General features: G+C 61.2%; 24 protein-coding genes. 16 read left to right on the forward strand and 8 right to left on the reverse strand.

Annotation, left to right across the window (positions count from 1 at the left end):
- The first annotated feature begins 107 nt into the window (after nucleotides 1-107).
- Nucleotides 108-1,094, forward strand: a complete 987-nt coding sequence (gene moaA, locus ACT53S_RS17420) for a GTP 3',8-cyclase MoaA (RefSeq protein WP_476067945.1) — start codon at nucleotides 108-110, stop codon at nucleotides 1,092-1,094.
- Between the two features lie 30 nt (nucleotides 1,095-1,124).
- Here the strand turns inward: moaA and ACT53S_RS17425 are convergent, their stop codons facing one another.
- Nucleotides 1,125-3,659 (reverse strand): methyl-accepting chemotaxis protein, encoded by a 2,535-nt coding sequence (locus ACT53S_RS17425; protein WP_476067900.1) that lies wholly within the window; start codon nucleotides 3,657-3,659, stop codon nucleotides 1,125-1,127.
- A 235-nt stretch (nucleotides 3,660-3,894) separates the two neighbouring features.
- Here ACT53S_RS17425 and ACT53S_RS17430 point away from each other — a divergent pair, with 235 nt between their 5' ends.
- Genes ACT53S_RS17430 through mobB form a run of 4 tightly spaced genes read left to right on the forward strand, consistent with a single transcriptional unit; the run spans nucleotide 3,895 to nucleotide 7,183 of the window.
- Nucleotides 3,895-4,800, forward strand: a complete 906-nt coding sequence (locus tag ACT53S_RS17430) for a DMT family transporter (protein WP_476067901.1) — start codon at nucleotides 3,895-3,897, stop codon at nucleotides 4,798-4,800.
- A gap of 30 nt (nucleotides 4,801-4,830) precedes the next feature.
- A complete protein-coding gene (locus ACT53S_RS17435; protein WP_476067902.1) occupies nucleotides 4,831-6,045 on the forward strand; it encodes a multidrug effflux MFS transporter in 1,215 nt (404 codons plus the stop codon).
- On the forward strand, nucleotides 6,045-6,665 hold the full coding sequence (gene mobA, locus ACT53S_RS17440; protein ID WP_476067903.1) for a molybdenum cofactor guanylyltransferase MobA: 621 nt from the start codon (nucleotides 6,045-6,047) through the stop codon (nucleotides 6,663-6,665). Before ACT53S_RS17435 ends, mobA begins: the two co-directional genes overlap by 1 nt.
- Nucleotides 6,662-7,183 (forward strand): molybdopterin-guanine dinucleotide biosynthesis protein B, encoded by a 522-nt coding sequence (mobB, locus tag ACT53S_RS17445; RefSeq protein WP_476067904.1) that lies wholly within the window; start codon nucleotides 6,662-6,664, stop codon nucleotides 7,181-7,183. Before mobA ends, mobB begins: the two co-directional genes overlap by 4 nt.
- A gap of 75 nt (nucleotides 7,184-7,258) precedes the next feature.
- Here the strand turns inward: mobB and ACT53S_RS17450 are convergent, their stop codons facing one another.
- Nucleotides 7,259-9,622, reverse strand: coding sequence for an OmpA family protein (locus ACT53S_RS17450; protein WP_476067905.1), 2,364 nt, complete (start codon nucleotides 9,620-9,622; stop codon nucleotides 7,259-7,261).
- Nucleotides 9,623-9,978: 356 nt separating this feature from the next.
- Here ACT53S_RS17450 and ACT53S_RS17455 point away from each other — a divergent pair, with 356 nt between their 5' ends.
- The 4 genes from ACT53S_RS17455 to ACT53S_RS17470 all read left to right on the forward strand — a co-directional run bounded on the left by ACT53S_RS17455 (nucleotide 9,979) and on the right by ACT53S_RS17470 (nucleotide 12,962).
- On the forward strand, nucleotides 9,979-10,752 hold the full coding sequence (locus ACT53S_RS17455; RefSeq protein WP_113376649.1) for an ABC transporter substrate-binding protein: 774 nt from the start codon (nucleotides 9,979-9,981) through the stop codon (nucleotides 10,750-10,752).
- Nucleotides 10,753-10,857: 105 nt separating this feature from the next.
- The gene (locus ACT53S_RS17460) at nucleotides 10,858-11,661 is read left to right on the forward strand and encodes an ABC transporter permease (protein WP_476067906.1); all 804 of its coding nucleotides are present in this window, start codon (nucleotides 10,858-10,860) and stop codon (nucleotides 11,659-11,661) included.
- Nucleotides 11,658-12,488, forward strand: a complete 831-nt coding sequence (locus ACT53S_RS17465; protein ID WP_142068468.1) for an ABC transporter permease — start codon at nucleotides 11,658-11,660, stop codon at nucleotides 12,486-12,488. Before ACT53S_RS17460 ends, ACT53S_RS17465 begins: the two co-directional genes overlap by 4 nt.
- Nucleotides 12,489-12,695: 207 nt before the next feature.
- Nucleotides 12,696-12,962 carry an aspartate-semialdehyde dehydrogenase gene (locus tag ACT53S_RS17470; protein ID WP_113376652.1) on the forward strand — a complete coding sequence of 89 codons (267 nt, stop codon included), beginning with the start codon at nucleotides 12,696-12,698 and terminating at the stop codon, nucleotides 12,960-12,962.
- A gap of 5 nt (nucleotides 12,963-12,967) precedes the next feature.
- On the opposite strand, the gene ACT53S_RS17475 is transcribed toward ACT53S_RS17470, so the two are convergent.
- Entirely contained in the window at nucleotides 12,968-13,702 is a 735-nt protein-coding gene (locus tag ACT53S_RS17475; protein ID WP_113376653.1) for a DUF2270 domain-containing protein, read from the reverse strand.
- A gap of 122 nt (nucleotides 13,703-13,824) precedes the next feature.
- Here ACT53S_RS17475 and ACT53S_RS17480 point away from each other — a divergent pair, with 122 nt between their 5' ends.
- The 5 genes from ACT53S_RS17480 to ACT53S_RS17500 all read left to right on the forward strand — a co-directional run bounded on the left by ACT53S_RS17480 (nucleotide 13,825) and on the right by ACT53S_RS17500 (nucleotide 20,424).
- On the forward strand, nucleotides 13,825-14,637 hold the full coding sequence (locus tag ACT53S_RS17480; RefSeq protein WP_113376654.1) for a methyltransferase domain-containing protein: 813 nt from the start codon (nucleotides 13,825-13,827) through the stop codon (nucleotides 14,635-14,637).
- Between the two features lie 99 nt (nucleotides 14,638-14,736).
- The gene (locus ACT53S_RS17485) at nucleotides 14,737-16,347 is read left to right on the forward strand and encodes a hypothetical protein (protein WP_476067907.1); all 1,611 of its coding nucleotides are present in this window, start codon (nucleotides 14,737-14,739) and stop codon (nucleotides 16,345-16,347) included.
- Nucleotides 16,348-16,467: 120 nt separating this feature from the next.
- On the forward strand, nucleotides 16,468-18,696 hold the full coding sequence (locus ACT53S_RS17490) for an HAD family hydrolase (protein ID WP_476067908.1): 2,229 nt from the start codon (nucleotides 16,468-16,470) through the stop codon (nucleotides 18,694-18,696).
- Nucleotides 18,697-18,862: 166 nt separating this feature from the next.
- Nucleotides 18,863-19,735 carry an NAD(P)-dependent oxidoreductase gene (locus tag ACT53S_RS17495; protein WP_142068462.1) on the forward strand — a complete coding sequence of 291 codons (873 nt, stop codon included), beginning with the start codon at nucleotides 18,863-18,865 and terminating at the stop codon, nucleotides 19,733-19,735.
- Complete coding sequence (locus ACT53S_RS17500) at nucleotides 19,732-20,424, forward strand: DNA alkylation repair protein (RefSeq protein WP_476067909.1); 693 nt, start codon at nucleotides 19,732-19,734, stop codon at nucleotides 20,422-20,424. Before ACT53S_RS17495 ends, ACT53S_RS17500 begins: the two co-directional genes overlap by 4 nt.
- Before the next feature lie 12 nt (nucleotides 20,425-20,436).
- Here the strand turns inward: ACT53S_RS17500 and ACT53S_RS17505 are convergent, their stop codons facing one another.
- The 3 genes from ACT53S_RS17505 to ACT53S_RS17515 are packed head-to-tail and all read right to left on the reverse strand — an operon-like array spanning nucleotide 20,437 to nucleotide 22,237.
- The gene (locus ACT53S_RS17505; RefSeq protein ID WP_113376659.1) at nucleotides 20,437-20,925 is read right to left on the reverse strand and encodes an Lrp/AsnC family transcriptional regulator; all 489 of its coding nucleotides are present in this window, start codon (nucleotides 20,923-20,925) and stop codon (nucleotides 20,437-20,439) included.
- Nucleotides 20,926-20,975: 50 nt separating this feature from the next.
- Nucleotides 20,976-21,635 (reverse strand): uracil-DNA glycosylase family protein, encoded by a 660-nt coding sequence (locus ACT53S_RS17510; protein ID WP_476067946.1) that lies wholly within the window; start codon nucleotides 21,633-21,635, stop codon nucleotides 20,976-20,978.
- A gap of 35 nt (nucleotides 21,636-21,670) precedes the next feature.
- The gene (locus ACT53S_RS17515; RefSeq protein ID WP_476067910.1) at nucleotides 21,671-22,237 is read right to left on the reverse strand and encodes a thermonuclease family protein; all 567 of its coding nucleotides are present in this window, start codon (nucleotides 22,235-22,237) and stop codon (nucleotides 21,671-21,673) included.
- 139 nt (nucleotides 22,238-22,376) lie between these two features.
- On the opposite strand from ACT53S_RS17515, the gene ACT53S_RS17520 reads away from it, so the two are divergent.
- Nucleotides 22,377-23,912: a sensor histidine kinase gene (locus ACT53S_RS17520; protein ID WP_113376661.1), complete on the forward strand. Its 1,536-nt coding sequence runs from the start codon at nucleotides 22,377-22,379 to the stop codon at nucleotides 23,910-23,912.
- 2 nt (nucleotides 23,913-23,914) lie between these two features.
- Here the strand turns inward: ACT53S_RS17520 and ACT53S_RS17525 are convergent, their stop codons facing one another.
- Together ACT53S_RS17525 and cobT are read right to left on the reverse strand one after the other, a co-directional pair.
- Nucleotides 23,915-24,337 (reverse strand): diacylglycerol kinase, encoded by a 423-nt coding sequence (locus ACT53S_RS17525; RefSeq protein WP_113376662.1) that lies wholly within the window; start codon nucleotides 24,335-24,337, stop codon nucleotides 23,915-23,917.
- Complete coding sequence (gene cobT / locus ACT53S_RS17530; protein ID WP_113376663.1) at nucleotides 24,330-25,352, reverse strand: nicotinate-nucleotide--dimethylbenzimidazole phosphoribosyltransferase; 1,023 nt, start codon at nucleotides 25,350-25,352, stop codon at nucleotides 24,330-24,332. Before cobT ends, ACT53S_RS17525 begins: the two co-directional genes overlap by 8 nt.
- A gap of 125 nt (nucleotides 25,353-25,477) precedes the next feature.
- On the opposite strand from cobT, the gene ACT53S_RS17535 reads away from it, so the two are divergent.
- Nucleotides 25,478-26,263, forward strand: a complete 786-nt coding sequence (locus ACT53S_RS17535; RefSeq protein WP_476067911.1) for an adenosylcobinamide-GDP ribazoletransferase — start codon at nucleotides 25,478-25,480, stop codon at nucleotides 26,261-26,263.
- Nucleotides 26,264-26,297: the final 34 nt, after the last annotated feature.

The following is a 26,297-nucleotide window of genomic DNA, read 5'->3' on the forward strand; positions in this document are numbered from 1 at the left end:
TGACGGTCGCCCGCCATGGCCCCACATTACGGCAAACACGGAGTATCGGCTTGCAGCAGATTTCAGGCACGTTGACGGCGACACCGCTTGCGGAGAGGGCGAGCCCCATGATCGACCCCTTCGGGCGGACGGTCACTTACCTGCGGGTTTCGGTCACCGATCGCTGCGATTTCCGCTGCACCTATTGCATGGCCGAAGACATGACCTTCCTGCCGAAGAAGGATCTTCTGACGCTGGAGGAGCTCGACCGGCTCTGTTCGGCCTTCATCACCAAGGGCGTGCGCAAGCTGCGGCTGACAGGCGGTGAACCGCTCGTCCGCAAGAATATCATGCACCTGATTCGCAACCTCTCGCGCCATCTGGGCAGTGGTCTCGATGAACTGACGCTCACCACCAATGGATCACAGCTCTCCCGCTTCGCCGATGAGTTGGCGGACGCAGGCGTTCGACGCATCAACGTGTCACTGGACACACTCGACGCCGCCAAATTCAAGGCCATCACCCGCTGGGGCGACTTCGACCGCGTGATGGACGGCATTCGCGCTGCGCAGAAGGCAGGCATCGCGATCAAGCTCAACGCCGTCGCCCTCAAGGATTTCAACGAGCATGAAATCCCGGCATTGATGGAATTCGCCCATGGGGAGGGCATGGAACTGACGCTGATCGAAACGATGCCCATGGGGGAGATCGGCGAAGACCGGACGGATCAGTATCTGCCCCTTTCGCTTGTCCGGCAGAAGCTGGAAAGTCGCTTCACATTGACCGACATTCCTTTCCGCACCGGCGGACCGGCGCGCTATGTCGAAGTCAAGGAAACGGGCGGACGGTTGGGCTTCATTACCCCCCTCACCCACAATTTCTGTGAAAGCTGCAATCGGGTCCGGCTCACCTGCACAGGCACGCTCTACATGTGCCTCGGCCAAGACGATGCCGCAGATCTGCGCACGGCGCTTCGCGCGTCGGGCGATGATGCCTTTCTGTCAGCTGCCATTGACGAAGCGATCGGCCGCAAGCCGAAGGGCCACGATTTCATCATCGACCGCACGCACCAAAAACCGGCGGTCGGTCGGCATATGAGCGTGACCGGCGGCTGAAGCCGCCGGCCTTGATCGAACGGCCTGTGCTCAGGCAGAGCGCCTGAACTCGACCGGAGCGGAAGCCTGCATTTCGGTCCGGAAATGCCCGATTTTGTGCATCAGGATGTCGACCCGCTGCCTCAGCCCCTGTATTTCGGCATTGTTGTCCTCGACCATCGCAGCGTTCTGCTGAGTGATCAGCTCGACGTCGCGCACTGCATGGGTCACCTCGCTGATACCGGTCGACTGCTCACGCGTCGCTGCTGATATCGTCTCGACGAGCGCCTGAACCTCCTCGACCTGATCGATGATCGATTGCAGCGCAACGCCCGTGTTCTCGACGAGCTCCACACCGGAACGCACCTGACCGCCGCTCACGGAGATCAGTGTTTTAATCTCCTTTGCGGCATTCGCGCAGCGCTGCGCCAGATCGCGCACTTCCTGGGCAACGACGGCAAAGCCGCGACCGGCCTCCCCGGCGCGCGCCGCCTCGACGCCTGCATTGAGCGCGAGAAGGTTTGTCTGGAACGCGATTTCGTCGATGACACCGATGATGGTGGAGATTTTTTCCGAAGACCGGCTGATCTCAGACATCGCCTCCACCGCCTTGCGCACGACCACACCGGACTGCCGGGCGTGATCACGGGCGGATTGGACCGATTGCGCAGTGCGTCCGGCACCATCCGCCGTCGAACGCACGACATCGCTCAGATGCGACAGAGCCCGAACGCTTTCTTCAAGCGCGGCTGCCTGCTGTTCGGTGCGCCGGGCAAGATCGTCAGCCGAAACGGCAAGATTTTCCGTGCCGGCATTGATGTCGACACTCGCGGCCCGAACCTCTTCCAGGGTTGCGCGAAGCGTCTCGACCGCCTGATTATAGGTCGAGGCCATGGCGACGAAATCGGCAGGCAGATCATCGCGCATGGTTACATTCAACTGACCCTTGGCGAGGGCCTGAAGAACGGAAGACAGCGCTTCCAGCGCAGCACGCTGGTCAGCCTCAACGCGCGCACGCTCCCGCGAGCGGTTTGCACTCTCCTCTTCCGATTGTGCTCTCGCAGCAGCGGCTTCTTCCTCCAGCCGCTTGTTTTCGAGTGCGGCGTCGCGGAACACGGTCACCGAACGGACCATGTCTCCGATTTCATCACCGCGATTGCGACCTTCGATCGGCACGGAGAGATCACCGCTGGCCAGCCGGGACATCACACCGGTGATCCGCTTCAGCGGAGCCCTCAACGTCTCGATCAGCATCAGACCGCCAATGATGGCAAGGAGTGTGCCGACGACCATGGTGATGACCGAGATCGAGGCGGAACGTTCGCTGTCCTCGCGTCCGATCTCTTGGGCATGGCTGACGAAATCGCGCAACGTCGCCATGGCGTCCGACACATGGCCGTTTGCCGTCAGACGACGCTCCTGCCAATCACGCCCCGCATCAAGCCTGTCCTGCGAGCCCGTAACCAGGGCCTCCAGCGATGGTGCGATCTTCTGAGGGAAATCGCGGAGCGCACTGTTCTTGACACCGAGTTCAGAGATCCGTGCGGCAATTCCTTTCATCGCCTCGACCTTTGCGGCGACTGCTTCGCGGCTCTGGTCGTCGAGAATGCCCAGCATCTGCTGTACCTTGAGTTCTGTCGTGGCGATCTCCAGCACCGCAGTATCGACGAGACCCATCAACTCCTTCTGCTCGGCCACCAGTTTGTCGAGGTTGACGAAACGGTCCGCAGCGACGTCTGAATTCTTCGCGCCTTGCAGAGTGATGTCTTGCTCGATCTCCACCAGTTCCGACAGCACGCGACCAATGTCCTGTGCCTTGACGTCATCTGCCGCGCTACTTTCCAAAGTGGCATCGATTTTCGCCAGGGCGGCAGAAACCTTGTCGACAAGGACCTTGCCCTTATCCGAGACGATGGCTTCCGCTTTGGCGATGTCCTTTTTCAGAGGCGCGATGTAGAGCTTTGTCTCCGAAAGCTGCTCCTCGGGCGTGAACGCCATCTGGACGCCAACTCGCAGCTTGCCGAGACGATCGAGCAGGCTCTTGAAGGCGGAGGCATCGAAGAGCAGTTCCTTGGCAAAGCGCTCCTTGCCGGCAAGGTCAGTCCGGACGAAATCGACCTGTTTCAGGATCGTCTGCCCCTCCGCCTTAAGCTTGGCAACCGCGTCGGTCAGACCGGCATCAAGCGTGTCGCGCCGGATCTTGTTTTCCCAAAGCGCGGCGGTTTCGTCACGCATGAGAGACGGCAGATTGCGCAACGCCCCGAGATCTGCGGCATCGGCCTGCTTGGCGAGTACGCCGTCCAAAACGCCAAGTCCCTTCTCCTGTGCATCGACCGCCGTCAGGAGAGCCTCCCTGCTCGCCTCCGTCGGATCGAGGCTGAATTCCTGCAAGCCCTTCTGCAACTGCTCCAGATCACTGATATTGCCGATCGTGGCGCGGGTGACGGTCATGTGACCGTTGAGCATGGTCGCCGTGCGGTAACCGAGCAGGCCAACGCCTGCCATAAGAACAACGAGAGGAACGACAAAAAGCAAAACTTTGGTAACGATCCTGCGGCTTTGCAGGAGGCGATCAATGAAACTCATAAGACCCTCGGGAGGTTCGACATCCTGCCACCAACATCGGCGCAGCGTCGAGCGGGCGGCACCACCTCATGCAGAGCCGTCCCGAGCTTCGCCGGTCGGCACTTGCTCAATGGTTAATCCGGAACCGGCTTTTTGGCCCTTGGCGCCGCTTCTCCGAAGTTTTTTGTCTGGAAACGCGGTTTCTCTAAAGTTCGCAATGGTCTACAACCAATCGGCAAGCACAGGAATGTCCGGAATGCCGTTATCTGAGAATACACGGGGTGCGCTCTTGATGGCGGCCTCGATGGCCGGTTTCACCTTCAACGACGCGCTCACGAAATCGGTCACCGACGATCTAACGGTAGCCCAGATCATGTTCGTGCGCGGAGCCATCACCACGATCCTCGTCTATGCGGTCGCGCGCCGGCTCGGCGCTCTCGATCATTTGCGCACCATTCTGCAACCGCTGATCTTGTGCCGGATCTCCTTCGAGACGATCGCCGCAGTCGCCTTTCTCTCGGCCCTGGGCCAGATCCCGCTCGCCAACACCTCTGCCATCCTCCAGTCCCTACCGCTCGCTGTGACCTTAGGCGCCGCCCTGGTCTACCGCGAGCCGGTTGGCTGGCGACGCTGGGCGGCCATCGGGTTTGGCTTTATCGGTGTGTTGGTGATCATCAAGCCCGGCCCTGAGGGCTTCACCCTCGCCTCTCTTTATGTCGTGCTGAGTGTCGTGACCGCCGCCGGCCGCGATCTCGTCACCCGCAAGATCGATCCGCGCGTCTCCTCGCTCACCGTCACCCTCTTCACCGCAGCCTCGATCTCCGTTGCCGGCCTCTGTCTGGTTCCAGCCTTCGGCGGCTGGCGGCCGCTTTCGCTTGATGCCTTCGCCACACTGGCATTGGCCTCGACCTTCCTCTTCGTCGGTTATCAGGCAATCATCATGGCCATGCGGCTCGGGGAAATCTCTTTCATCGCACCCTTCCGCTATACCAGCCTGCTGTGGGCCGTCATTCTCGGCATGGTATTCTTTGGCGAACGGCCGGATCTGTCGATGGCAGTCGGAGCGACCATTGTCATCGGCTCGGGTCTCTATACCTTTTACCGGGAGAAGAAGAGAAAGGCGGCGGTGGCCAGCGCATCCGAGCCCGGATCGCCCGCCTGATCGCGTCCAATCTCGTCACAAGGAACGTCCGTGCCGCCTTCCCGTTTCCTCGACCGCACCAGTCCGCCCCATATCATAAGCCTCGTCGCGATCGCCGGGCTGTCCGCCCTGACGATGAACATCTTCCTGCCCTCCCTGCCCGCCATGGCAAAAGATCTGAGCGTCGATTACGATCGTGTCCAGATCCTCGTCTCCGGCTACATCGCCATGACTGCACTGGTGCAATTGATCATTGGCCCGTTGTCGGACCGATATGGACGTCGGCCGGTCATGCTCGGCGCTCTCGCCATCCTGCTACTCGCCTCACTCGTCTGCATGACGGCACACTCCATTGAGCTGCTCACCGCCGCACGCATGGCACAGACCGCCGTGGTGGCGGGCCTCGTTCTGTCGCGCGCGATTATCCGCGACATGGTGCCGGTCGAAGAGGCGGCATCGATGATCGGATATGTGACCATGGGCATGACCCTTGTTCCCATGGTCGGCCCAACGGTTGGCGGCCTTCTGAGCGACGCCTTCGGCTGGCGTGCGAGTTTTGCAGCCATCGCCGTCGCCGGACTTCTGGTGCTGCTTCTCGTGCGCCACGACCTCGGCGAGACCAACCACCGGAAAAGCAGCAGCTTTACCGCTCAGTTCCGCGCCTGGCCGGGGCTGCTGGCCTCGGGACGCTTCTGGGCTTTTACGCTCGCCGCGACCTTCACTTCGGGTGCCTTCTTTGCCTTTCTCGGCGGTGCACCCTTTGTCGGGGGTACGCTCATGGGCATGACGCCGAGCGTGCTCGGGCTTCAATTCATGTTCATTGCCTCGGGCTACATCGCCGGCAACTTTCTCTCAGGCCGTTACGCCCGGCGGGCCGGCATCGAAGCAATGATGCTGATCGGAGGCGTTGTCGCCTTGATCGGCGCCACCCTCCCCATCGTGCTCTTCGCCCAAGGCATGACGACTGCCCTTGCCTTTTTCGCGCCGCAGATCATCGTCGGCTTCGGCAACGGACTGTCTCTCCCGAGCGCCAATGCCGGCATCGTCAGCGTACGCCCGGAACTAGCGGGTTCGGCGTCGGGCCTCGGCGGTGCGATCACCATGGGTGGTGGCGCCTTCGTCTCCTGGCTTGCCTCCGCCATCCTTTCGGTCGAAACCGGGGCAATGCCTCTTCTCCTCGTCATGGTCGCCTGCTGCCTGCTGGCTCTGATCGCGATTGGCTGGCTGTGGAGGTCGCGGCCGCGTCCCGCCGGGGACCCACGCTGATGGCGCGGCATGATATACCTGGCCTCATCCTCGGCAGTGGCCTGTCGCGGCGCATGGGCGACGACAAGACCGAGATCCGCCTCGGCGGCCTACCCCTCCTGGAGCATGTTGCGCTGCGCCTCGCGCCCCAGGTCGCGACACTCGCCGTCAATCTTCCCACCGGACATCCCCTGAGCGGGATTTATCCCAACATTCCAGACACACGTCCGGACCGGCCGGGTCCGCTGGCAGGGGTTCTGGCCGGGATGCAAGCCTTTGCACAAGCTGCGGATCGTCTCGTGACAGCACCGGTCGACGCGCCTTTCTTGCCAAGAGACCTCGTGGAACGGATGGTGAATGATGCCTCCTTGGATGAGATCGTCGTCGCGGCATCCAACGGCCGCGAGCATCCCGTGGTCGCCCTCTGGCCTACGGGGCTGGCCAAGGATCTGCACAACTGGCTCGCGGATCCACAGCATCGACGTGTCCGCGATTTCATCCAGCGTCATCCGTTCAGGATCGTGCCGTTCCCGGAGGTCGAAAGGGCAGACGGCCGCGGACGCATAGATCCGTTCTTCAACATCAACACGCCGGCGGATCTCAACCTGGCGGGCGAAATCGTCGAGTGGGGCGGAGCATGAGCGGACCAGCGCGGATTTTCGGCATCGCCGGCTGGAAAAACTCGGGCAAGACCGGACTTGCCGTCCGGCTGGTGGAAGAATTTACACGGCGCGGCTATCGCATCTCCACCATCAAGCACGCCCATCATGATTTCGACATCGACAAGGTCGGTGCCGACAGTTTTCGGCACCGACAGGCGGGAGCACACGAAGTCGCGATTGTGTCCGGCACACGTTTTGCGATCATGCACGAATTGCGCGGAGAACCCGAACCCAGTTTCGACGAGATCCTGAGCCGGATCGCACCCTGCGACCTCGTCCTCATCGAGGGCTACAAACGAGAGCCCGTCCCGAAGATCGAGGCTCGGCGCCGTGAGGCATCGAAACGCGATCCGCTCGCGCCGACCGATCCGTGGATTTGTGCCATTGCCGCCGACCACACGGTCAGCGGGACGGACCTCCCGGTTTTCAGCCTCGACGACACCAGCGCGATTGCCGACTTCATTGCCGAAAGGACCGGCCTGACGTTTCGCAACTAACTGGCCGACGCAAACGGCAACGGGGCCGCAGGATATAGTCCTGCGGCCCCGTTGCGTGTTGTCCGAACTCCAGTGTCAGTCGTTGCTGGAGACGTTGGCCGGGCGGACCAGAGAGGTCACGCGACGGATTGCGACGCGACGGTTCTGCTGTTCCGCTGCCTGGGTGCGGATCTTCAGGTAGCGCTCGCCATAACCCTGGACCGACATGTTTTCCGGCGGGATACCGTAGACCTCGGTCAGAAGGTTTGCGACGGCCGCCGCGCGCTTGTCGGATAGGATGAGGTTTGCCTTGTCGGCGCCCACAGCATCCGTATGGCCTTCGATCAGGAACACTTCGCCCGGATCCTTGTCCAGCAGCTTGGTCATGGCAGCCGCGACCTTGCGCAGCGTCTTGGCCTGAGCGAGCGGGACCTCCGCCGAGCCGGTCGGGAATGTAATCGTATCGAGGTCGATACGACGGACCTTGTCACGCAGGCGCGCAGACGACTTGACCTCGTCGATGGAGTAGACGCGTTCCACGCGTTCGACCGGAGGCCGTGCGAGGAAGTCGTAGTAGTCGCGGTCCGGCGCACGCGAGGTGCTGATGATGTAGTCCTGCACCGGAACGGTCAGGCGCATCGGCGGCAGCGACAAGCCGACGTCGATGAAGACCTGCGGCCGCTCGTTGTCCGCTTCCGGCGAGTACATCAGCACATATTCGCGGCCCCTCGGCGAAATGCGTGAGCGGATGACGATGTCACCGTAACGGTTGTAGACGGTAACGATACGCGACCCGTCTTCACGGATGATCGTCTCGCGGGTACGGCCACGTGGCAGTTCCTCGTAGTAGCTCTCCTCCGCGTCGTAGCGCAGACGCTGACGGTCGTCACCGCGCACGATGATCTGATTGCCGACATTGATGACAGTCCGGTTGTCAACCTGCTCGACGACGCGGATCTCCGTCACCTGGTTCACCACATTGTTCTGGATGATCGTGTTGTTGGTGGTGTTGTTGACGGTATTGTTCGTCGTGTTGTTGGTGATGTTCGTCACGTTGGTGACATTGTTCACCACGGTGGTCGGCACGTCGAACGTCGGTTCGGCCTCAAGGCGCGTGCCCTCTTCTGCAATCGTTGCCTTGACCGTCTCCGGCTCGACCTGGACAACGTTCTGCTGGGCGTCGGCATCGGTTTCCGGCGGCGGTGCAACATCTTCCTGGGCGCGGAGCTGAGTGCGCTCCTCGCGAGCGGTCTCACCGCCGCTATTGTCCGCGTCCTTGTCGCTGTCGAGAACGGCAGCGCCGTTGTCGACCGGCAGAACCACCGTTTCGGTGCTTTGCGACGGATCTTCAGCGATCTGCTGCTTTTCCTCTTCCGTCCGGTTGTCGGTGATTTCCTCGACAGGCTGGTCTTCCGGCGGCTCTACCGCAGGCACCACGACCTCTTCCGTCGGAGCCTGCTCGGTTTGATCGGTTGCCTGTTCCGGCGCCGCAGTACCGTCGGCCGGGGCCTCGCCCTCGGTCTGAGCCTCGGTGCCATCTGCAGCGCCGTCTGTGGCCGGAGCCTCCTGTTCGGTCGTCTGCTGGCCGTCCGCGTCACTCTCGGCAGGCGTCTCGGCCTGCTGATCTGCCGGTTGCTGTTCGGTTTCGTCCTGTGCGGGGGCGGCCTGTTCTTCTGCAGGCTCCTCGGCGGGCTGCTGCTCCGGTGACGCTTCCTCGGTCTGGGTTTCCGGGGCGACAGGGCATTCACCCTCGCTCGGCGCCGTCGATCCATCCGCGCAGGTGACACTTTCTGGCGTTGCTTGTTCAGCAGCCTGTTCGGCCTCTTGCTGCGCCTGGGCATCGGCCTCTGCCTGGGCCTGCGCATCTGCTTCGGCCTGAGCCTGCGCTTCGGCTTCTTCCTGCTTTTGCTGGGCTTCGGCTTCCGCCTGGGCCTGTGCTTCAGCTTCCGCCTGGGCCTGTGCTTCAGCTTCCGCCTGAGCCTGGGCCTCGGCTTCCGCCTGGGCCTGCGCCTCAGCTTCCGCCTGGGCCTGTGCTTCAGCCTCTGCCTGAGCCTGGGCCTCGGCTTCCGCCTGGGCCTGCGCCTCAGCTTCCGCCTGAGCCTGGGCTTCAGCCTCTGCCTGAGCCTGGGCTTCAGCCTCTGCCTGAGCCTGGGCCTCGGCTTCCGCCTGGGCCTGTGCTTCAGCCTCCGCCTGGGCCTGCGCTTCGGCTTCCGCCTGGGCCTGTGCTTCAGCCTCTGCCTGCGCTTGGGCGTCACGGGCGTCGCACGTTTCCTGCGAGTCCGCTTCGGATCCATCGCTGCAGACGACGGCCTGCGCGAGCTGGATCAATCCTTCCTCCGCCTGACGTGACTGGGTCTTCGACATACCCTGGCTAACCGCCGATGCAGCCACGGGCTCGGCCAGCACCGCCATGGACAGCACCGGTATCGCCACCGTGTTCAGCAATCTGTTTTTGAACATACCCTGCGTTTCCTTCCTTCACGCCAATGTCAGTCTGTCCGACTGTTTGTCTTGGCGCCGTTGAATAGCCAAGTCGATTCTGCGGACCGATATTGCCACTAAGCTAGGTTTCGCAAAATTAACCTCGTCTGAACGACTTGGAACCATTTTTGCTCCATTCTTCAAGATACACGCCCTCGATCGATCCTCAGCCTGCTGACGACGCAGCATCGAAATTAGGGATGCGACACTCTTTGTTGTTGATTTCGGCACCGAAAGCAGACGAATATTGGACCCAAGTGTGGCCGATGACGCCGCACGATCCAGGATAGCCGCGTTAAAAAGACAAACGGCATCCGCCAACAGAGAGGGATCTCATGCGTATTCCGACACGTTTTCTGGCAGCCGCCTCGATTGCTGCTCTTTCGCTCTTCGCCGGCACAGCCATGGCGCAGGAAAAGATCATCATCGGTACGGAAGGCGCCTACCCGCCCTTCAACAATCTGGAAGCCGACGGCTCCCTGGTTGGCTTCGACATCGACATCGCCAAGGCGCTCTGCGATGAAATGAAGGTCACCTGCGAATTCGTCACCCAGGATTGGGACGGCATCATTCCGGCCCTCCAGGCGAAGAAGTTCGACGCGATTATCGCTTCCATGTCGATCACGCCCGAGCGCAAGGAAAAGGTCGACTTCTCCAAGAAGTACTACAACACTCCGCCGGCCGTCGCCGTGCCGAAGGATTCGACCATCGCCGACGTGGCCGGTCTCAAGGGCAAGACTATTGGCGCCCAGTCCTCGACGACCCATGCTAACTACGCCGAAAAGCACATGGCCGATTCGGAGCTGAAGCTTTATCCGACGGCGGACGAATACAAGCTCGACCTCGAAGGCGGCCGTGTCGACGCCGTCGTCGATGATATCGTCGTTCTCTCGGAATGGCTGAAGACCGATGCCGGCGCCTGCTGCAAGATCCTGACCCCGCTTCCGGTCGACGTGGAAATCAACGGCGAAGGTGCAGGCATCGCCGTTCGCAAGGGTGAAACCGCGCTGGCCGACAAGTTCTCTGCCGCGATCGAGGCAATCCGCGCCAACGGCAAATATGCCGAAATCAACAAGAAGTACTTCGACTTCGACGTCTACGGGAACTGATTTTCCCGCTTTGTGACAATTGCGATGGCGGAAGTGCAACGCTTCCGCCATTTTGCGTTACGGGTATGAAGAAAAAAGGCGGAAATACCGCCAAGGGGGAATGGCATGGGCGGACTGTCTTCCGCGCTGGGCTCGCTATGGGCCACTCTGTCCTATTGGCTCGATCCTTTTTGCGGACCGGTCGGGATCTTCGCGCTCTTCGGCGGCGACGGCCTTTTGTCCTGTGGGAACATCGGATGGGCCGATGAAATCGCGCTCGGCGTCAAGGTCACGATCGTTCTCGCCCTGATCACGCTGCCCGTCGGACTGATGCTCGGCTTTCTGATCGCGCTTGCCATGCAATCGGAGGAAAGAAGCCTGCGGACGGCAGCCGGCATCTACACCACGATCTTTCGCGGCCTGCCGGAACTGTTGACCCTTTTCATCGTCTACTACGGCTTCCAGATGATGGTGCAAGCGGTTCTGTCCTCGTTCGGCAGCGAGGAGCGGATTGAAATCAATGCCTTTTTTGCCGGCATGCTGGCGCTTTCAGTCGTCTTTTCCTCCTATTGTTCGGAAGTACTGCTCTCCGCCTTCAGAGCGATCCCCAAAGGTCAGTACGAAGCCGGAAGCGCCGTCGGCCTCTCCCGAGGCCGGACCATGCGCCTGATCATCGTACCGCAGCTGATCCGCATTGCCCTGCCAGGTCTCGGAAACCTCTGGATGAACCTGCTGAAGGACACAGCACTCGTGTCGGTCATCGGGCTGACCGATATCCTGCGCCAGACCGGCGTCGCGGCAAAAGTCACGAAAGAAGCGTTTCTCTTCTACGCCATTGCATGCGCACTTTATCTTGTGCTCGCCACTCTGTCGTCGATCGGATTGAACGCAATCTCGAACTGGGCCAACCGTGCGGAGGCTTCCCGATGAGCCACGCCCTGGAACTCATTCCTGCACGTCCCGCGCCGCCGATTGCCCGCCCAGCCATGACGCCGGCGCGTGCGTTCGGTTACGGCGCCTTGGGCCTTTGGCTGCTGCTCGCGGTCGCGCTCGCCTACATGATGATAAGCGGCTGGGACACGGAGAAATTCGTCAAATACGGCCCCCGCTATCTGGAAGGCCTGGCGACAACCTTGGCTCTGGTCGCCAGTTCGATCACGCTCGGCGCCCTCCTTTCCGTGCCGATCGCCTATGGGCGCATGTCGAAAAACATCGTCTTCAACTCCATCGCCTATGCGTATGTCTACGTCTTTCGCGGCACACCGATGCTCGCCCAGATTTACCTGATCTATTACGGTCTGGGCTCCTTCCGCGCCGAGATCGAAGCGGTCGGCCTGTGGTGGTTCTTCCGCGAGGCCTGGTATTGCGCCATCTTGGCCATGACCATGAACACGGCAGCCTATCAGGCGGAGATCTTGCGCGGCGCCATCCAGAGCGTCCCGCGTGGCCAGACAGAAGGCGCGAATTCGCTCGGCCTACCGTCCTCGGTAACCTTCTGGAAGATCATCCTGCCCCAGGCCTTGATCGTGGCACTTCGCCCCTATGGCAACGAGATCATCCTGATGATCAAGGGTTCTGCCGTCGTCGCCGTCGTCACGGTGCTCGACCTGATGGGCCAGACCCGTTACGCCTTCTCGCGCACCTTCGATTACCAGACCTACTTGTGGGCAGCGATCTTCTATCTCGCGATCGTCGAACTTCTGCGCAACACATGGGCGGCGCTTGAAGGCAGATTGACACGGCATTTAAAGCGCTGAACGTCTTGAGGCAGCCCTCTTAACCAACGCTCAAGTCCACTTGCGCCCGATATCATCTCGTCGAAGCACAAGGCTTAGGGTTTCGTTTACCCTGTCGTGTTCCCATCATGACAGGGCCCGCGTCGATCGCGGCCCCGGTCGGTCGCGGAAGCGATGACACCGTCCGCGTCGATCCGTCTTCCAAGAGAACACGGGGAACGCCGGAACATGAACAGCGAAATGGAACTGATGCTCAAGGGCTATGGGCTAACCACCGCCCAGATCCTCTATCGCCTGCCCGACCACCCTTCCCTGCTGCAGACCTATATCTGGCAGCATTACGATCTGGCCCCGGAATTCCCCGAGATGCGCGGCTTCCTGCGCTTCTGGCAGGACAAGATCGAGGGGCCGATCCACTCGGTTACCTACGTCCACAAGAAGATGATTGCGGCCAGCGAATGGCGTTCTCTCAAAGGCGAGTTTATCCTGCACTGAGCCGGTCAGACATGCACCTCACCATGGGCGAATTCGCCGTCGTCGGGTTCGGGATAGAACAGCGCGACTGCGAGTGCGGCATAGAAGACCGCCACGGCAACGAGCACGATTGAACCGTGCACCGGGCCGAGATGGGCATTGACCATCAACTGGTGAAGGTTGCCCACGAATTCCGCCGGTCGCTCATCCGCCTGCAGTTTGGGGCTCGAGATCTTCAACCCCCAGGCCAAGAGCAGAATGCCATACATCCAGATATAATTGCGCCGGATCCGCCGGAACAGAGCTTCCCGGTAGCTGATCAGGAACACCGGCACCCTCAGGCTCGCGGCGATCGCCTCCGCCCAGTCCGATCTCAGTTCGGCCTGCGGACAGAGCGCCTGGGCGAAATAGTGCCGCTCCAGCTGCCGCACCCGCGCCCGATAGACGTCGAAAAAGCGATAACGTCTTGCCTCGATCAGCAGGAATACAGAGATGAGCAGCATGGCGAAGAGAACCACGCCGTGATGCGACGTGGGTGTCGAAAGCGAAACCGAAAGCAGACCCGCCACCACGGTCATCGACCAGTTGGTCGTGCGGTCGATCCGGTCGCGCCAGCTCGTCATCCGTCCGATTTCACCACGATAATAGTGGATGATCATATTGGCCTTCTCGGCCGAGTTGGAGGGCAGCGTCGGGGCGAGCCGCCGTTCAGATGAGCCCACAAGCTCATGGTTTTCTGCGGTTTTGATCGTCTGTGACATGCCGGACTCCGTTTCCCCGAAACGTCGGAACAACGGCGGAGTTCCCTTTTGATTGCCAAGCCGCCGCGGACCGGCTAGACGACCGCTAACGGCCCGATCGGGGCTTGAGACAGGAGCGCCCCATGGCCAAGATCGACGAAGAAGCGCTGGCGGAGGCCTACAACCGGGCTCTGGCACTGGAAAAGGCGGGCGAGATCGACGCCGCCGTTAAGGCCTATGAGGAGGTGCTGGCGATCGACCCTGACGATCACGGCGGCGCCTCAGTCCGCATTGCCGCGCTCGGCCGTGGCGAAGCTCCGCCAAAAGCGCCCGATGCCTATGTCGAAACCCTCTTCGATCAGCACGCCGAAGCCTTCGAAGATATCCTCGTCGAGCAACTCGGTTATGCCGTTCCCGTCATGGTCCGCCAGCGCCTGCAGCAACTCGGTCTCGGGCCATTCCAGCGTCTGCTCGACCTCGGCTGCGGAACGGGACTGACTGGCGGCGCCCTGCGAGACATGGTCACCGACATGACTGGTATCGACATTTCCGAAAAGATGGTCGAGATCGCCCATGAAAAGGACCTCTATGAGACCCTCTACGTCGCCGAGATCGAGGACTTCCTCGAAGACAACGACGACGAAGCCTTCGACCTCGTAACCGCGACCGACGTTCTGCCCTATCTCGGCGCACTGGAGGCGTTGTTCTTCGGTGCGGCGGAAAACATGGTCTCCGGCGGCATCTTCGTCTTCTCGTCCGAAACTGCGGGCGACGACGTGTTGGCCGGTCGTCCATTCATGGTCGGCCCGCATCAGCGTTTCCTTCACGCGGAGAGCTATGTGCGCGAACGGCTTGTTGCGACCGGCTTCGAACTCCTGGAAATCAGCGACATCAATGTGCGCATGCAGGATGGAAGCCCGTCACCAGGACATCTGATCGTCGCAAAGCGGACCTGACAGGCCTCCAGTTGCGAGTTTTCTCGCCCAGAGGTTGCCGAAGATTAATGTAACTCGCCTTGCGTTTTGCTAGGATTTCCCCGCTGGGAGGGGGAAACCATGCAAACGGATGCAACGACTGCTGCCCTTGGCGGGCACTTTTCTCTGTGGATCGGGCTCGCAATTGCCCTGGTGACAGCCTTTGCGCTGATCTTTGGTCGATACGAAATCCGTCTGCGACGACTGCGCCTTATCCGCGACTATGTGAAAACTTTTCCGGTCTTGGAACCTTCGGAAGACGGGATAAGCTCCACGAATCCTTCGTTCGAATTCGTCCGCAGCAAATACGCCGCCGACGTCACAGTCACTGACGACGCACCAGCCAAGTCGCAAGCGGCGATCGTTGAGGAAATCAACCGGACGATTACGGAGACGCGCCTTCTTCTGAGTGGCGGGGATGCGCAGTTGCTGGTCGCGTCGCTACCTTACATGCTGCTCGTCTTCGTGGGTTTTTCCGTCACCTTTTCCGGCGGCACTTGTCCGACCCAGGCGCAGGCCTGCATTCAGAGCATCACCCACAACCTTCTGACCGTCGGCGGTGCCACCTTCAAATCGGATATCGCGCCGGAGCAGTTCCGAAAGCTATCGGAAAATGTGCTGACAGTGGCGGCCATCACCTTCGTCGGCGCCTATCTTTCGTCACTACGCTATCTCGTGCAGGCTCTCGCCGTCTTCGACCTCAACGGCTTCACCGTCATTCGTCAGGCTGCGGCCATGACAGTTTCGGTTCTCGCCTCCGCGGCGCTCTACCGGGCCGTGCCCGACCTCGGCAGCGTCTTGTCGCTGACCGGCACGCAAACCAGTTCCCCCGTCAACGACCTGTCTACAGGCTGGATCCTCGTCGCCTTGGCCTTCGGCCTCTTGCCCGGCAGCGTTCTGCAATTCGTACTGGTCAAGGTCGGCAGCATATTCGACTGGATCAAGCAGTCGGACAACCGCTTCATTGAGTGGACCCGTGTGGTCCCGCTCGATGCGATCGACGGCATCGACTTCTTCACACGCTTCCGTCTGGAGGAATGCGGCATTTCCGATGTGCAGTCGCTAGCGACCTACAACCCGATCATGCTGCACATTGAAACGCCCTACGGGATCTATCAGACGGTCGACTGGATCGCGCAGGCGCAGCTCTGCTGCGTCGTCGGCCTCGACCGTTTCCTGCTGCTGCGGCAGTTCAACGTCAGGACCATCTTTGATCTCGAGCGGGCGCTGAAACAGAACAAGGAAGACATGTCCGAAGAGGATCGCAAGGCGATCGACCAGTTCGATCGCATCTACGCGGCGGTCCTTTTGGCGCCCACCGGTCCGATGAAGAAGCTGCAGGAAAAAAGCTCTGCCAAATTTCTGATCCCCGACGGTCAGACGATCAAGGAAGTGGATGCGAGTGACTTCAGCATCTGGGCAATGAAAACCATCAGCGCAAGCGACGTGGCCGCGTCCCGAGCGATCGAACATCTGATGGACTGGATCGGAGACGACCTGCATGTGAGACGACTGCGTCGCCTGTGGAACGAGATCTCCGACCGCCTCGGACCAACGAGCCTGGTGCTCACCCCCGACCAGAAGATCAAGGGGGTAGAGCCGCCCGCAGCACCGCAACGCCAAGCGCCCGCAGGCGTTGACACGGACACGGGTCAGGATGCGGACCCGGGGGCAGATCCGGCCCAGAAATGACACCGCCTCTGGACAGGAGCGCGTAATTGGAGAAAATACAACTGTCTGAACATGAAGTCTGATTCGCGACAGTGATCTGTCTCCTGAATGAGTCAGTGAGTAATGTTCGAGGACATACCCTTGAAAATCAGTTTCGACACCCAGCTGATGCCTTTCGATGGCTGCGAGCCGCAGCTTGCCGTCATCATGCTGAATGCAGCGCGACCGGGGGATCCGACACCGCGCCTTTTGGCCGAACGTTGGCGCGGCCACTTGAGCAAGGCGCTTTTTGCGCTGCCGCAGGTCGAGAACCACCGTTTGACTGCGGGCGCAGCGCAGGCGGGCTCAAGCTATCGGGCCGCAATCGAACTCGGCCTCGGCGAAGCAGCGCTGGAGGAGTATGTCGGACAGATCCGCGAAAAACACGGCTTGGATAACAGCCAGATCGCGCTCGTCGGCTACGCCGAGGGCATGACGCTCGCGCTCTATTACGGCCTGCGGCAGACGGAGAAACTGTGCGCCGTCATCGGCTTCAGCGGAGACATGGCCGGTTTTGCCGATCTTCGCTCTGAAATCGCGAGCCGCCCGCCTGTCCTGATGGTGCATGGCGAAAAGGACGACGTCGTTCTGCCCGCCACCTTCCTCAACAACTACACGCGCCTTGCCGAGGCCGACGTGCCGGTCTCTGCGTGTTTCCGGCCGGGTCTTGACCACCAGGTCGACGACCTCGGCGCAGATTCCGCCATGTTCTTCCTGCAGGGGGCGCATGCGGCCGCCGGCATCCGTCAGCCGAAAAAGAAGACGCTTGATGAGGATGTGGCGAAATCGATCAAGCTGGTCATCTGGGATCTCGACGACACGCTCTGGAAGGGTACCCTGGACGATGCTGATGCCATCACCGTGCATGAGAGCCGTGTCGAGGCCATCCGCCGCCTGAATGGCAGCGGCGTCGTCTCGGCGATCTGCTCCAAGAACGATTTCGAGACCGCGCGCAGGAAACTCGAATCGCTGGGCCTCTGGGACGAATTCGTCTTCCCGCGCATCGCCTTCGTGCCCAAGGGGGCCGCACTTCAGGCCCTGATCGCGGACATGCAGCTGAAGCCGAAAAACTGCCTGTTCATCGACGACAATGACATCAACCTGGCAGAAGCAAAGGCGATGTTGCCCGACCTGCATACGCTCGACGCCAAAAGTGACGACTGCGACACCTTTCTCACGCGCCTTGCCGACGCCCATGCCGGCGTCAGCAAGTCCCGCGTCGAGGAATATCGCTCGCTGCAGAACCGCGTCAGCGAAAGCCAGACCTTCGAAGGCAGCCGCGAGAGCTTCCTCCACACCTGCGACATCCACGTGGCGATCGCCACCAGCTCCGATCTGATCGATTTTGCGCCTCGCATCGAGGAACTGATCAACCGCACCAACCAGCTGAACTACCTGAAGACGCGGGTCGAACCCGGCTCCATGGTCAATTACGTTGCCGAAGCCTCGCTCCGTGAAGGCTTCGCGCTCTTCGCATGGGACAAATTCGGCTATCACGGACTGGTTGGTTTCATCAGCGCGGAGACCGAAACCGAATCGATGCAACACATGGCCTTCTCATGCCGCATCATGCATATGGGCATCGAGAACGTTCTCCTGGAGCGGGCATTCCAGCGTTTCCGGAATTTGCAGGTGCCCGACAGCGTGCCGGTGAAGCCGGAGATCCCTGCCTGGATCACCGTCGAGGATTTCAACGCGCCCGGCATCCGGGAACGCATCCTCGCCGAAGAAAAGAGCATTGCAGCCGGTAACCGCGACATCCGGATCCGCTTCATGGCGAACTGCCAGTCCGGGATCTTCTGCCACTATGCAGGCCTCAGGGACGTCGCCGAAATCGACAGCATGCCGCGCGTCTTCATGATGCCGCACGTGCTCAACAAGTCCTATCTCCAGCAGCATTTCCCGCCGGCGCTTGTCTATTACCCCGGAACCGACTTCTACAACATCATGTGGCCGCCGGAACTCTTGGGAATTCTGGACAAGGGACTGTACGAAGTCTGCGCGACCGAGTTCTGCGAACACCTGAAGGCAAACGGCAATCGCATGCTTCTGATCACCAGTCCGACCGGGGTCGATCCCAGCGACTTCCTCGTCATCCGAGGCGTGACCAAGGAGCGGATGGAAGCGATGTCGGCCGTCTGGCGCAAGCTTGCCGCCAAATATGAATGCATCGACCTCCTGGACGTCGACAGCTTCGTCAGCCCCGATCTTGCCGCCGACAGCACCCACTTCCGGGTCGAAGCGAGCCGCGAAATCGCCGAAAGGATTGCGGACTGGTACAAGGCCCTGCCCTCAAGTCTCTTCGAACCGCAGTTGGCACTGGCAGGCTGACCGGACATCCCAAAAAAGTTCGCCGCCGGTGCCCCGGCGGCGAATTGTTTTTACGGAGGTGGATATCGTCGCCACTGCGCGATCCGAAAATGCCGATCTACGCCTTTCTCGAAGCCGGGCATTCGGCTAAGCCTGCCGCAACGGACATTGAGACAGGAGCATGGTCATGGCAAAGGTCGCATTCATCGGTTTGGGGGTCATGGGATATCCCATGGCCGGTCATCTCAAGGTCAAGGGAGGCCATGAGGTAACCGTCTACAACCGCACGACGGCTAAGGCCGAAGCCTGGGTTGCGCAATATGGCGGAAGTCATGCCCTGACCCCGGCCGAAGCGGCAGATGACGCCGACTTCGTCTTCACCTGTGTGGGCAATGATGACGACCTGCGTTCGGTAACGACAGGCACCGACGGTGTGTTGTCGCGCATGAAATCAGGTGCCATCCTGATCGACAACACCACCGCTTCCGCAGAGGTGGCGCAGGAACTCGCAGCGGCCGCAGCCGCCCGTGGCTGCGGTTTCGTCGACGCCCCTGTATCGGGCGGACAGGCGGGTGCGGAAAACGGTGTGCTGACCGTCATGTGCGGTGGTGAAGCAGGAGACTTCGAGCGGGCAAAACCGGTCATCGACGCCTACGCGCGTATGGTCGGCCTCATGGGTCCCGCGGGCTCCGGCCAGTTGACCAAGATGGTGAACCAGATTTGCATTGCCGGCCTGGTTCAGGGCCTCGCCGAAGGCATTCATTTCGGCAAGAAGGCCGGTCTCGACATCGAAAAGGTCATCGAGGTCATTTCCAAGGGTGCTGCCGGCTCCTGGCAGATGGAAAACCGGCACAAGACCATGAATGTCGGCAAATACGACTTCGGTTTTGCCGTCGACTGGATGCGCAAGGATCTCGGCATCGTCCTGAACGAGGCGCGGCAAAATGGCGCCAACCTCCCCGTGACAGCGCTGGTGGATCAGTTCTATGGAGAGGTGCAGAAATTGGGCGGCAATCGCTGGGACACGTCGTCGCTGCTCGCACGGCTCGAAGCCAAATGATCGGCCCCTCCTCCACGGCAGACGAGATCATCGCGCACCTGCGCTCCATGCGGTCGGAGGAGACCATAGCCGGAATGGCCCGCTTTGGGATCATGACCGACACGGCGCTTGGGATCGGCAATCCCGTGCTACAGAAGCTCGCCAGGGAAATCGGTACGAACCAGGAGCGGGCCACAGAACTATGGGAATCGGACATTCGGGAAGCGCGCCTGCTCGCCCTGTGGACCTTTGATCCAGGTCTTCTTCCCGAGCGCGAGGCCCGGCGTATCGTCGGCGATTTCAATTCCTGGGAGATCGTCGACACAGCAGCCGATCTGCTGACGCAAACGCCGTACTGGCGCGTTCTCGTCGGGGAGTTTGCGCAAGACGATCGGGAATTCGTCCGTCGGACAGCCTTTGCGATGATTGCGGGCGCCACCGTCCATAACAAACAGGAACCGGAGGCGACCTTGATCGCCTGGCTACCGCTGATCGAGCACCACGCGACGGATCCGCGCAACTTCGTCAGGAAGGCCGTGAATTGGGCCCTTCGCAACATCGGCAAACGCACTCAGTCCTGTCACGCCGCAGCCCTGACGCTCGCAGAAAGCCTGGCACAGAGCAGCGATGCAACGGCCCGATGGATCGGCAAGGACGCCTTGCGCGAACTGCGCGACCCCAGACGAACCGCCCGCCTGCGGCCCGGATAAAGGCCAGACCTGTTACTCCTCGCCGGACTTCTGATTGTCCAGCATCATGTAATCGAGGGGCAACTCGGTCGTATACTTGATCTGTTCCATCGCGAACGCGGAAGAAACGTCCCGGATTTCGATCTTGGCGATCATCCGCTTATAAAAGGCATCATAGGCGGCGATGTCGGGGACGACGACCCGCAGGAGATAATCGACATCACCGCTCATTCGATAAAACTCGACCACTTCCGGAAATTCCGAGACAACCTCGGAGAAACGCTTCAACCATTCGATTGAGTGGCTGGAGGTGCGGATGGAGACAAAAACCGTGACCTTGGTGTTGACCTTGGCCGGATCGAGCAGCGCCACGCGGCGGCGGATCACGCCGTCCTCTTCCATCTTCTGGATGCGGCGCCAGCAGGGGGTCGTCGACAGGCCGACTTTCTTGGCCAGATCCGCCACGGCAAGGGTGGAATCCTCTTGGAGGATACGAAGGATTTTGCGGTCGAGGCGATCCATGATGATTCCTGTAAGACTGATTTTCCCCGATATAGCCGAAAATCGACAATTTAAGAAAAATCATTTCGACCTATCAACAGGGAAACGGTCTGCCGCAGGACGGGGAGAACCTCCGCTTCAAACCATGGATGCCGTTTCAGCCAGCCTGTATTGCGCCAGCTCGGATGGGGCAGAGGCAAGACCCTCGGACCAGGAGCATTGGACAACATCGTCTCGCGCCACCGCTCGACCGTCTCCGTCATGGTTCGAGCTCGACGTGCCCCCAGGTGCCAGGCCTGCGCATATTGACCGATGGCCAGGATCAGCTCGATCTGCGGCATCGAACGCATGACGGTCGCACGCCAATGCGAGGCACATTCCCGCCTTGGCGGCAGGTCGTGGCCTTCGGCATTGTATCCCGGAAAGCAGAACCCCATGGGCGCAATCGCAAACAGCGAACGGTCGTAGAATGTGTCCCGGTCAACGCCGAGCCACATACGCAGCCGGTCGCCGGAGGCATCGTTGAAGGGAATGCCGGTCTCATGCACCCGAAGCCCGGGCGCCTGCCCCGCAATCAGCACGCGCGCGGTCGACGAAAGGTATGCGACAGGCCGCGGCTCGTGCTGCATGCGGTTTTCTGGCCCGCCGGCGGGTCTGTCGCGGCAGATCCGGCACTGGGAAATGGTGTGGCTGAGCACATCGGTCGGAACCACATCCTCCGCGGTCGGCATCAGAGAAGTGGCGGACGAAGGCGGCGATCCGGGGCTCATGGAAGGTCTCCTCTTGCGAACCAGCCGACCAGCGGCTTGATCAGGAACGTCTGAAACCATCCGGCTTGTTCCCGCGTCTCGACCATTCGCCGACGTCGCCAGTCTTGCGGCCGCTCGAAGGTCCCTGCCCAAAGTCCAAGGCGGTCCTGCCGCGCCTGACGCTCCGCAATGTGGTAGGCGCCGTCCGAAACGGCAAGACCTGCAGCCACCATCTCGCGCCCCAGGTCCTGGGTCCGGCTTTGGCAAGTCACCAGCCGTCGTCCGTAGCGATCGACGTCCCCCTCATGACCGAAACAGGTGAAGACGTCTGCTCGAAGGAGCTGCTCAAGCGCCGCGCGCGCAAGCGCTCCGCAGTCAAACAGACCATCCTCGCCGGAGCACGTCTGGCCGATTTCCGGCGCGTCGATCCCGCGCAGGCGCAACAGCAGCCCCCTGTCCGCCAGCGTGTCGCCATCGACTGCCACAAAAGGCCCATGCAGCGTGACCCCGTGGCCCGTCTCAATCCGGGCAATGATCAGCAAGCCCAGGAACAGGATCGAAAGGCCGACGATGACGTCCCCCATGCGCCTCCCCGTCACCGCCACATTGTCTCCCATTTCGAAAACGAAACCTTGTCACATATGGCAAACAAATCCTTCCGCTGCAGGATCTTCTTAAGGATTGCTCGCTAAGTTCCTCAAAGGCGCGGAAGACTGCAACTCCATGAGTAACGGCGTATCGACATCGGCGGACAAGAACATTGTCGACCTGACGCGGGCTCACCGCAACAGGGCGGCGACCAAGGCCGTGCGTACCACCCGTGAGAGGCTGCAGTCCGGCCAGGGCATATCACCGGCCTTCGACGTCGAAATCCTCGGGATGCACATCAACGCGACCCTGCAGGGCGCGGCCGTGATTCCGGCCCTTCTTCTTCTCGCCGCAGGCTTCGGCTCTTACTTCACCTCCCAGCCGGAGTTCTTCATCTGGGCCTTGTTCGGCCTCACCATGCACGCCTTGGGCATCCTCGTCGTCAAGCGCGCCGCCCGAACTGAAATCACGCCGCAGAACCAGAAACGTTGGCGCCATATCCTGCTTCTGGCGCAGGTGGCGATGGGCAGCTGCTGGGCCGTCTTCGCCCTGCAGGATTGCATCGCCTGCGACCAGTCTGCCTTCCTGTTTTACAAAGGCGGCGTGCTGCTATTGGCCCTGTCGATCACGGCGATGGCGACCATGCTGCTGCGCCAGGCCGTGCTGTTCAGCTTCCTGCCGACCGTGATGGCATTGAGTTATGTCGCCGCAAGCGGCCATCGCATGCTGGATCTCGGGCTGACGACGGTGTTCACCACAGCCCTGATCTTCTTCATCTACATCACAAACCGGCTGCACCAGGCAAACCTCAAGCTCCTGTCCTTCCAGACGGAGAAGGACGACCTGATCGCTGAACTTGAGGTGGCGAACTCGCTCTCGGACGAAGCAAGGCGGCGGGCGGAGGAAGCCAATATGGCGAAGTCACGCTTCCTCGCCTCCATGTCACATGAGCTCCGCACGCCGCTCAACGCCATTCTCGGCTTTTCGGAGGTCATGGCGACGGAGGTCCTCGGCCCCCTCAACAACCCGCTCTACAAGGAATATGCCGGCGACATTCATCGCTCCGGCAAGCACCTGCTGGAACTGATCAATGAGATCCTCGACCTGTCGCGCATTGAGGCCGGCAAATACGAACTGAACGAGGAATCCGTCTCTCTGCTGGAACTGGCGGAAGACTGCATCGGCATGATCCAGCTTCGGGCGAAATCGAAAAATATTCGTATCGAGGAGCAGTTTGAGATGAACCTGCCTTCGGTATGGGCCGACGAGAAGGCCATGCGCCAGGTGATCCTGAACCTTCTGTCGAACGCCGTGAAATTCACGCCGCATGGCGGAGAGATTCGCGTCAAGGCCGGCTGGACGGCGGGTGGCGGGCAGTATGTTTCCATCCGCGACAATGGTCCGGGCATCCCGGAAGACGAGATCCCGGTCGTCCTTTCGGCCTTCGGCCAGGGCTCGATTGCCATCAAGAGCGCCGAACAGGGGACAGGCCTCGGCCTGCCGATCGTCCAAGCGATCCTTGCCAAACACGGCGGAGAGTTCAAGCTCAAGTCGAAGCTGCGGGAGGGAACCGAGGTCATTGCCATCCTGCCCTCGAACCGCGTCTTGGAAAGCCTCCCCGCCGTGAGCGAGGTCCAGGCGGTCGAGCCGCGTCGCCGCCAGTTTGCCTGACCTCAGCCGAGAAGGCGTGTGATCACGACGTAGCCGGAAAACGCGGCATTGGCGACAATCAGGCAGAAGACTGCAAAGGATCCGAGATCCTTCGCATTCCGGCCAACCGTCGAGATCTCCGGCGAGATCCGGTCGACCAGTTCCTCGATTGCCGTGTTGAGAGCCTCGACGCAGAACATCAGCAGCATCAGCACGACAAAGCCCAAAAACTGCAGCGGGCTCGCTCCGACCAGGGCAAAGATCCCAAGGCCGGCGACGAAGGCCAGGATCTCATGACGGAAAGCCGCCTCTTGGATCAGGCGCTTGAAGCCCTGCGCCGAATACTGGCCGGCGGCGAAAAGGTGCGCCACGCCCGTCTTTTTCTCGAATGTTTCGGCGGCGAGCTTGCGGGGTGCCGCAACCCCCTTCTTCTTCGGATTAGCCATGGGTCTTGTTGCTCACACCCGCCTGTTCAAAGGTCGCCATGCCGGAATGGCACGCGGCGGCCGCCTTCACGATCCCTGCGGCAAGGGCCGCACCGGTTCCCTCGCCGAGCCGCATGCCGAGCGCCAGAAGCGGCGTCTTGCCCAGCCTCTCGATGGCTCGCAGGTGGCCCGGTTCGGCGGAGACATGCCCGATCAGGCAGTGGTCAAGCGCAGACGGATTGGCCGCCTTGAGGATTGCGGCTGCCGCGGTCGCAACATAACCGTCGATCAGGACAGGGATCTTCTCCATTCGTGCCGCAAGAATTGCCCCGGCCATCGCCGCGATCTCGCGGCCACCGAGGCGCCGCAAGACTTCGAGCGGATCGGACAAATGCTCTCGATGAAATTCGACGGCCTGCTTCACGGCAGCCACCTTGCGCGACAGGACATCGCCTTCAGAACCGGTACCGGGGCCGACCCAGTCTTCCGCCTCGCCGCCATAAAGCGCCAGGTTGATGGCAGCGGCAATCGTCGTGTTGCCAATTCCCATTTCGCCGATGCACAAGAGATCGGTACCGCCCGCAATCGCCTCCATGCCGAAGGCCATGGTTGCGGCACAGTCTCGCTCGGAGAGCGCCGGCTCGCAGGTGATGTCACCGGTCGGATAGTCGAGCGCCAGGTCGAAGATCTTCAGGCCGAGATCATGGGTTACGCAGATCTGGTTGATCGCCGCACCGCCCGCGGCGAAGTTTTCCACCATCTGCTGGGTGACCGAAGAGGGGAAGGGCGTGATGCCGTGTTTGGTAACGCCGTGATTACCCGCAAAGATCGCCACCAGCGGACGGGTGACCGCCGGAGGACGCCCCGTCCATGCTGCGAGCCACATGGCAATTTCTTCAAGGCGCCCCAGCGCCCCCGGCGGCTTGGTCAGCATCCGGTCGCGATCGCGCGCGGCAACCAGCGCTGCGGTATTGGGACCCGGCAGGTCGCGCAACAGAGCGCGGAAATCGTCGAATGGCAAGCCGGTAACGGTCATGGGATGCGCTTCCTTGTAATCTGCAGCCAAATCGGGCTTTGTGGCATCTCTCATACTGACCACGCTCGCCAGTCTCAACTCAAAAAGCGGCGGCAACGGTCGTCATATGAATGGATGGCGCATTGATGCTCGACGGGCGGAACCTGGTGAACGAAACGGCAAGGGCCATCGGCTTTCTCAGCCACATTCCTGTTTCCGCCAGGTACTTCGAAAATCATGATGGTAGCCTCTCGCGCACAGTGATGGCCTTTCCCCTCGCCGGCTTTGTGATCTCTCTGCCTGCAGCGCTTCTGCTGACCTTGCTGACCCTCGTTGGCGCCCCTCCCTTCGTCACCGTCCTCACAGCCCTTACCCTGCAGATCCTGGTCACCGGTGCCCTTCACGAAGACGGCCTCTGTGACACGGCGGACGGCCTCGGCGGTGGGCGCGACCGTGATCGCGCTCTGGCAATCATGAAAGACAGCCGTATCGGGACCTATGGCGCGCTCGCACTGATCCTGTCCGTCGGTCTGCGCGCGGCCGCCCTTGCGGGCGTTGTTTCGACCGAGTCACCACTCGCTGGAGCCTTCGCCTGGCTTACTGCCGCAGCCCTGAGCCGCGCGGTCATGGTATGGCATTGGTCGGCACTGCCGCCGGCAAAGGCGGATGGTGTGGCAGCCTCGGTCGGCACCCCGGATGGCGCGGCGCTTAGGATTGCCCTCGTCAGCGCGCTTGCCCTGACGGCATTGCTCGGTCTCTTCGCACGACCACTCGGCGCCGTGATCGGTGCTCTGGTTGCGACTGGCCTGCTGACAGTCGGCTTCACCCGCTTCGTGAAATCGAAGATCGGGGGCCATACGGGCGACACCATCGGCGCCTCGCAGCAGGTTGCCGAGGTCGGCTTTCTCCTTGCCCTTGCCATCCTCCTTTAGGCATCCGATATAGTATGCGATCGAAAGGAACCCG

The organism is Allorhizobium sp. DMC15 (assembly GCF_056314065.1).

What these genes read in the sequence shown, in the direction of transcription:
- ACT53S_RS17450 (WP_476067905.1), bottom strand. Translation starts at nt 9,622, where the DNA reads ATGTTCAAAAACAGATTGCTGAACACGGTGGCGATACCGGTGCTGTCC.
- moaA (WP_476067945.1), top strand. Translation starts at nt 108, where the DNA reads ATGATCGACCCCTTCGGGCGGACGGTCACTTACCTGCGGGTTTCGGTC.
- ACT53S_RS17520 (WP_113376661.1), top strand. Translation starts at nt 22,377, where the DNA reads ATGAGTAACGGCGTATCGACATCGGCGGACAAGAACATTGTCGACCTG.
- ACT53S_RS17455 (WP_113376649.1), top strand. Translation starts at nt 9,979, where the DNA reads ATGCGTATTCCGACACGTTTTCTGGCAGCCGCCTCGATTGCTGCTCTT.
- mobA (WP_476067903.1), top strand. Translation starts at nt 6,045, where the DNA reads ATGGCGCGGCATGATATACCTGGCCTCATCCTCGGCAGTGGCCTGTCG.
- ACT53S_RS17480 (WP_113376654.1), top strand. Translation starts at nt 13,825, where the DNA reads ATGGCCAAGATCGACGAAGAAGCGCTGGCGGAGGCCTACAACCGGGCT.
- ACT53S_RS17460 (WP_476067906.1), top strand. Translation starts at nt 10,858, where the DNA reads ATGGGCGGACTGTCTTCCGCGCTGGGCTCGCTATGGGCCACTCTGTCC.
- ACT53S_RS17505 (WP_113376659.1), bottom strand. Translation starts at nt 20,925, where the DNA reads ATGGATCGCCTCGACCGCAAAATCCTTCGTATCCTCCAAGAGGATTCC.
- ACT53S_RS17425 (WP_476067900.1), bottom strand. Translation starts at nt 3,659, where the DNA reads ATGAGTTTCATTGATCGCCTCCTGCAAAGCCGCAGGATCGTTACCAAA.
- ACT53S_RS17535 (WP_476067911.1), top strand. Translation starts at nt 25,478, where the DNA reads ATGCTCGACGGGCGGAACCTGGTGAACGAAACGGCAAGGGCCATCGGC.
- cobT (WP_113376663.1), bottom strand. Translation starts at nt 25,352, where the DNA reads ATGACCGTTACCGGCTTGCCATTCGACGATTTCCGCGCTCTGTTGCGC.
- ACT53S_RS17430 (WP_476067901.1), top strand. Translation starts at nt 3,895, where the DNA reads ATGCCGTTATCTGAGAATACACGGGGTGCGCTCTTGATGGCGGCCTCG.
- ACT53S_RS17515 (WP_476067910.1), bottom strand. Translation starts at nt 22,237, where the DNA reads ATGGGGGACGTCATCGTCGGCCTTTCGATCCTGTTCCTGGGCTTGCTG.
- ACT53S_RS17495 (WP_142068462.1), top strand. Translation starts at nt 18,863, where the DNA reads ATGGCAAAGGTCGCATTCATCGGTTTGGGGGTCATGGGATATCCCATG.
- ACT53S_RS17485 (WP_476067907.1), top strand. Translation starts at nt 14,737, where the DNA reads ATGCAAACGGATGCAACGACTGCTGCCCTTGGCGGGCACTTTTCTCTG.
- ACT53S_RS17500 (WP_476067909.1), top strand. Translation starts at nt 19,732, where the DNA reads ATGATCGGCCCCTCCTCCACGGCAGACGAGATCATCGCGCACCTGCGC.
- ACT53S_RS17525 (WP_113376662.1), bottom strand. Translation starts at nt 24,337, where the DNA reads ATGGCTAATCCGAAGAAGAAGGGGGTTGCGGCACCCCGCAAGCTCGCC.
- ACT53S_RS17510 (WP_476067946.1), bottom strand. Translation starts at nt 21,635, where the DNA reads ATGCCGACCGCGGAGGATGTGGTTCCGACCGATGTGCTCAGCCACACC.
- ACT53S_RS17470 (WP_113376652.1), top strand. Translation starts at nt 12,696, where the DNA reads ATGAACAGCGAAATGGAACTGATGCTCAAGGGCTATGGGCTAACCACC.
- ACT53S_RS17465 (WP_142068468.1), top strand. Translation starts at nt 11,658, where the DNA reads ATGAGCCACGCCCTGGAACTCATTCCTGCACGTCCCGCGCCGCCGATT.
- ACT53S_RS17475 (WP_113376653.1), bottom strand. Translation starts at nt 13,702, where the DNA reads ATGTCACAGACGATCAAAACCGCAGAAAACCATGAGCTTGTGGGCTCA.
- mobB (WP_476067904.1), top strand. Translation starts at nt 6,662, where the DNA reads ATGAGCGGACCAGCGCGGATTTTCGGCATCGCCGGCTGGAAAAACTCG.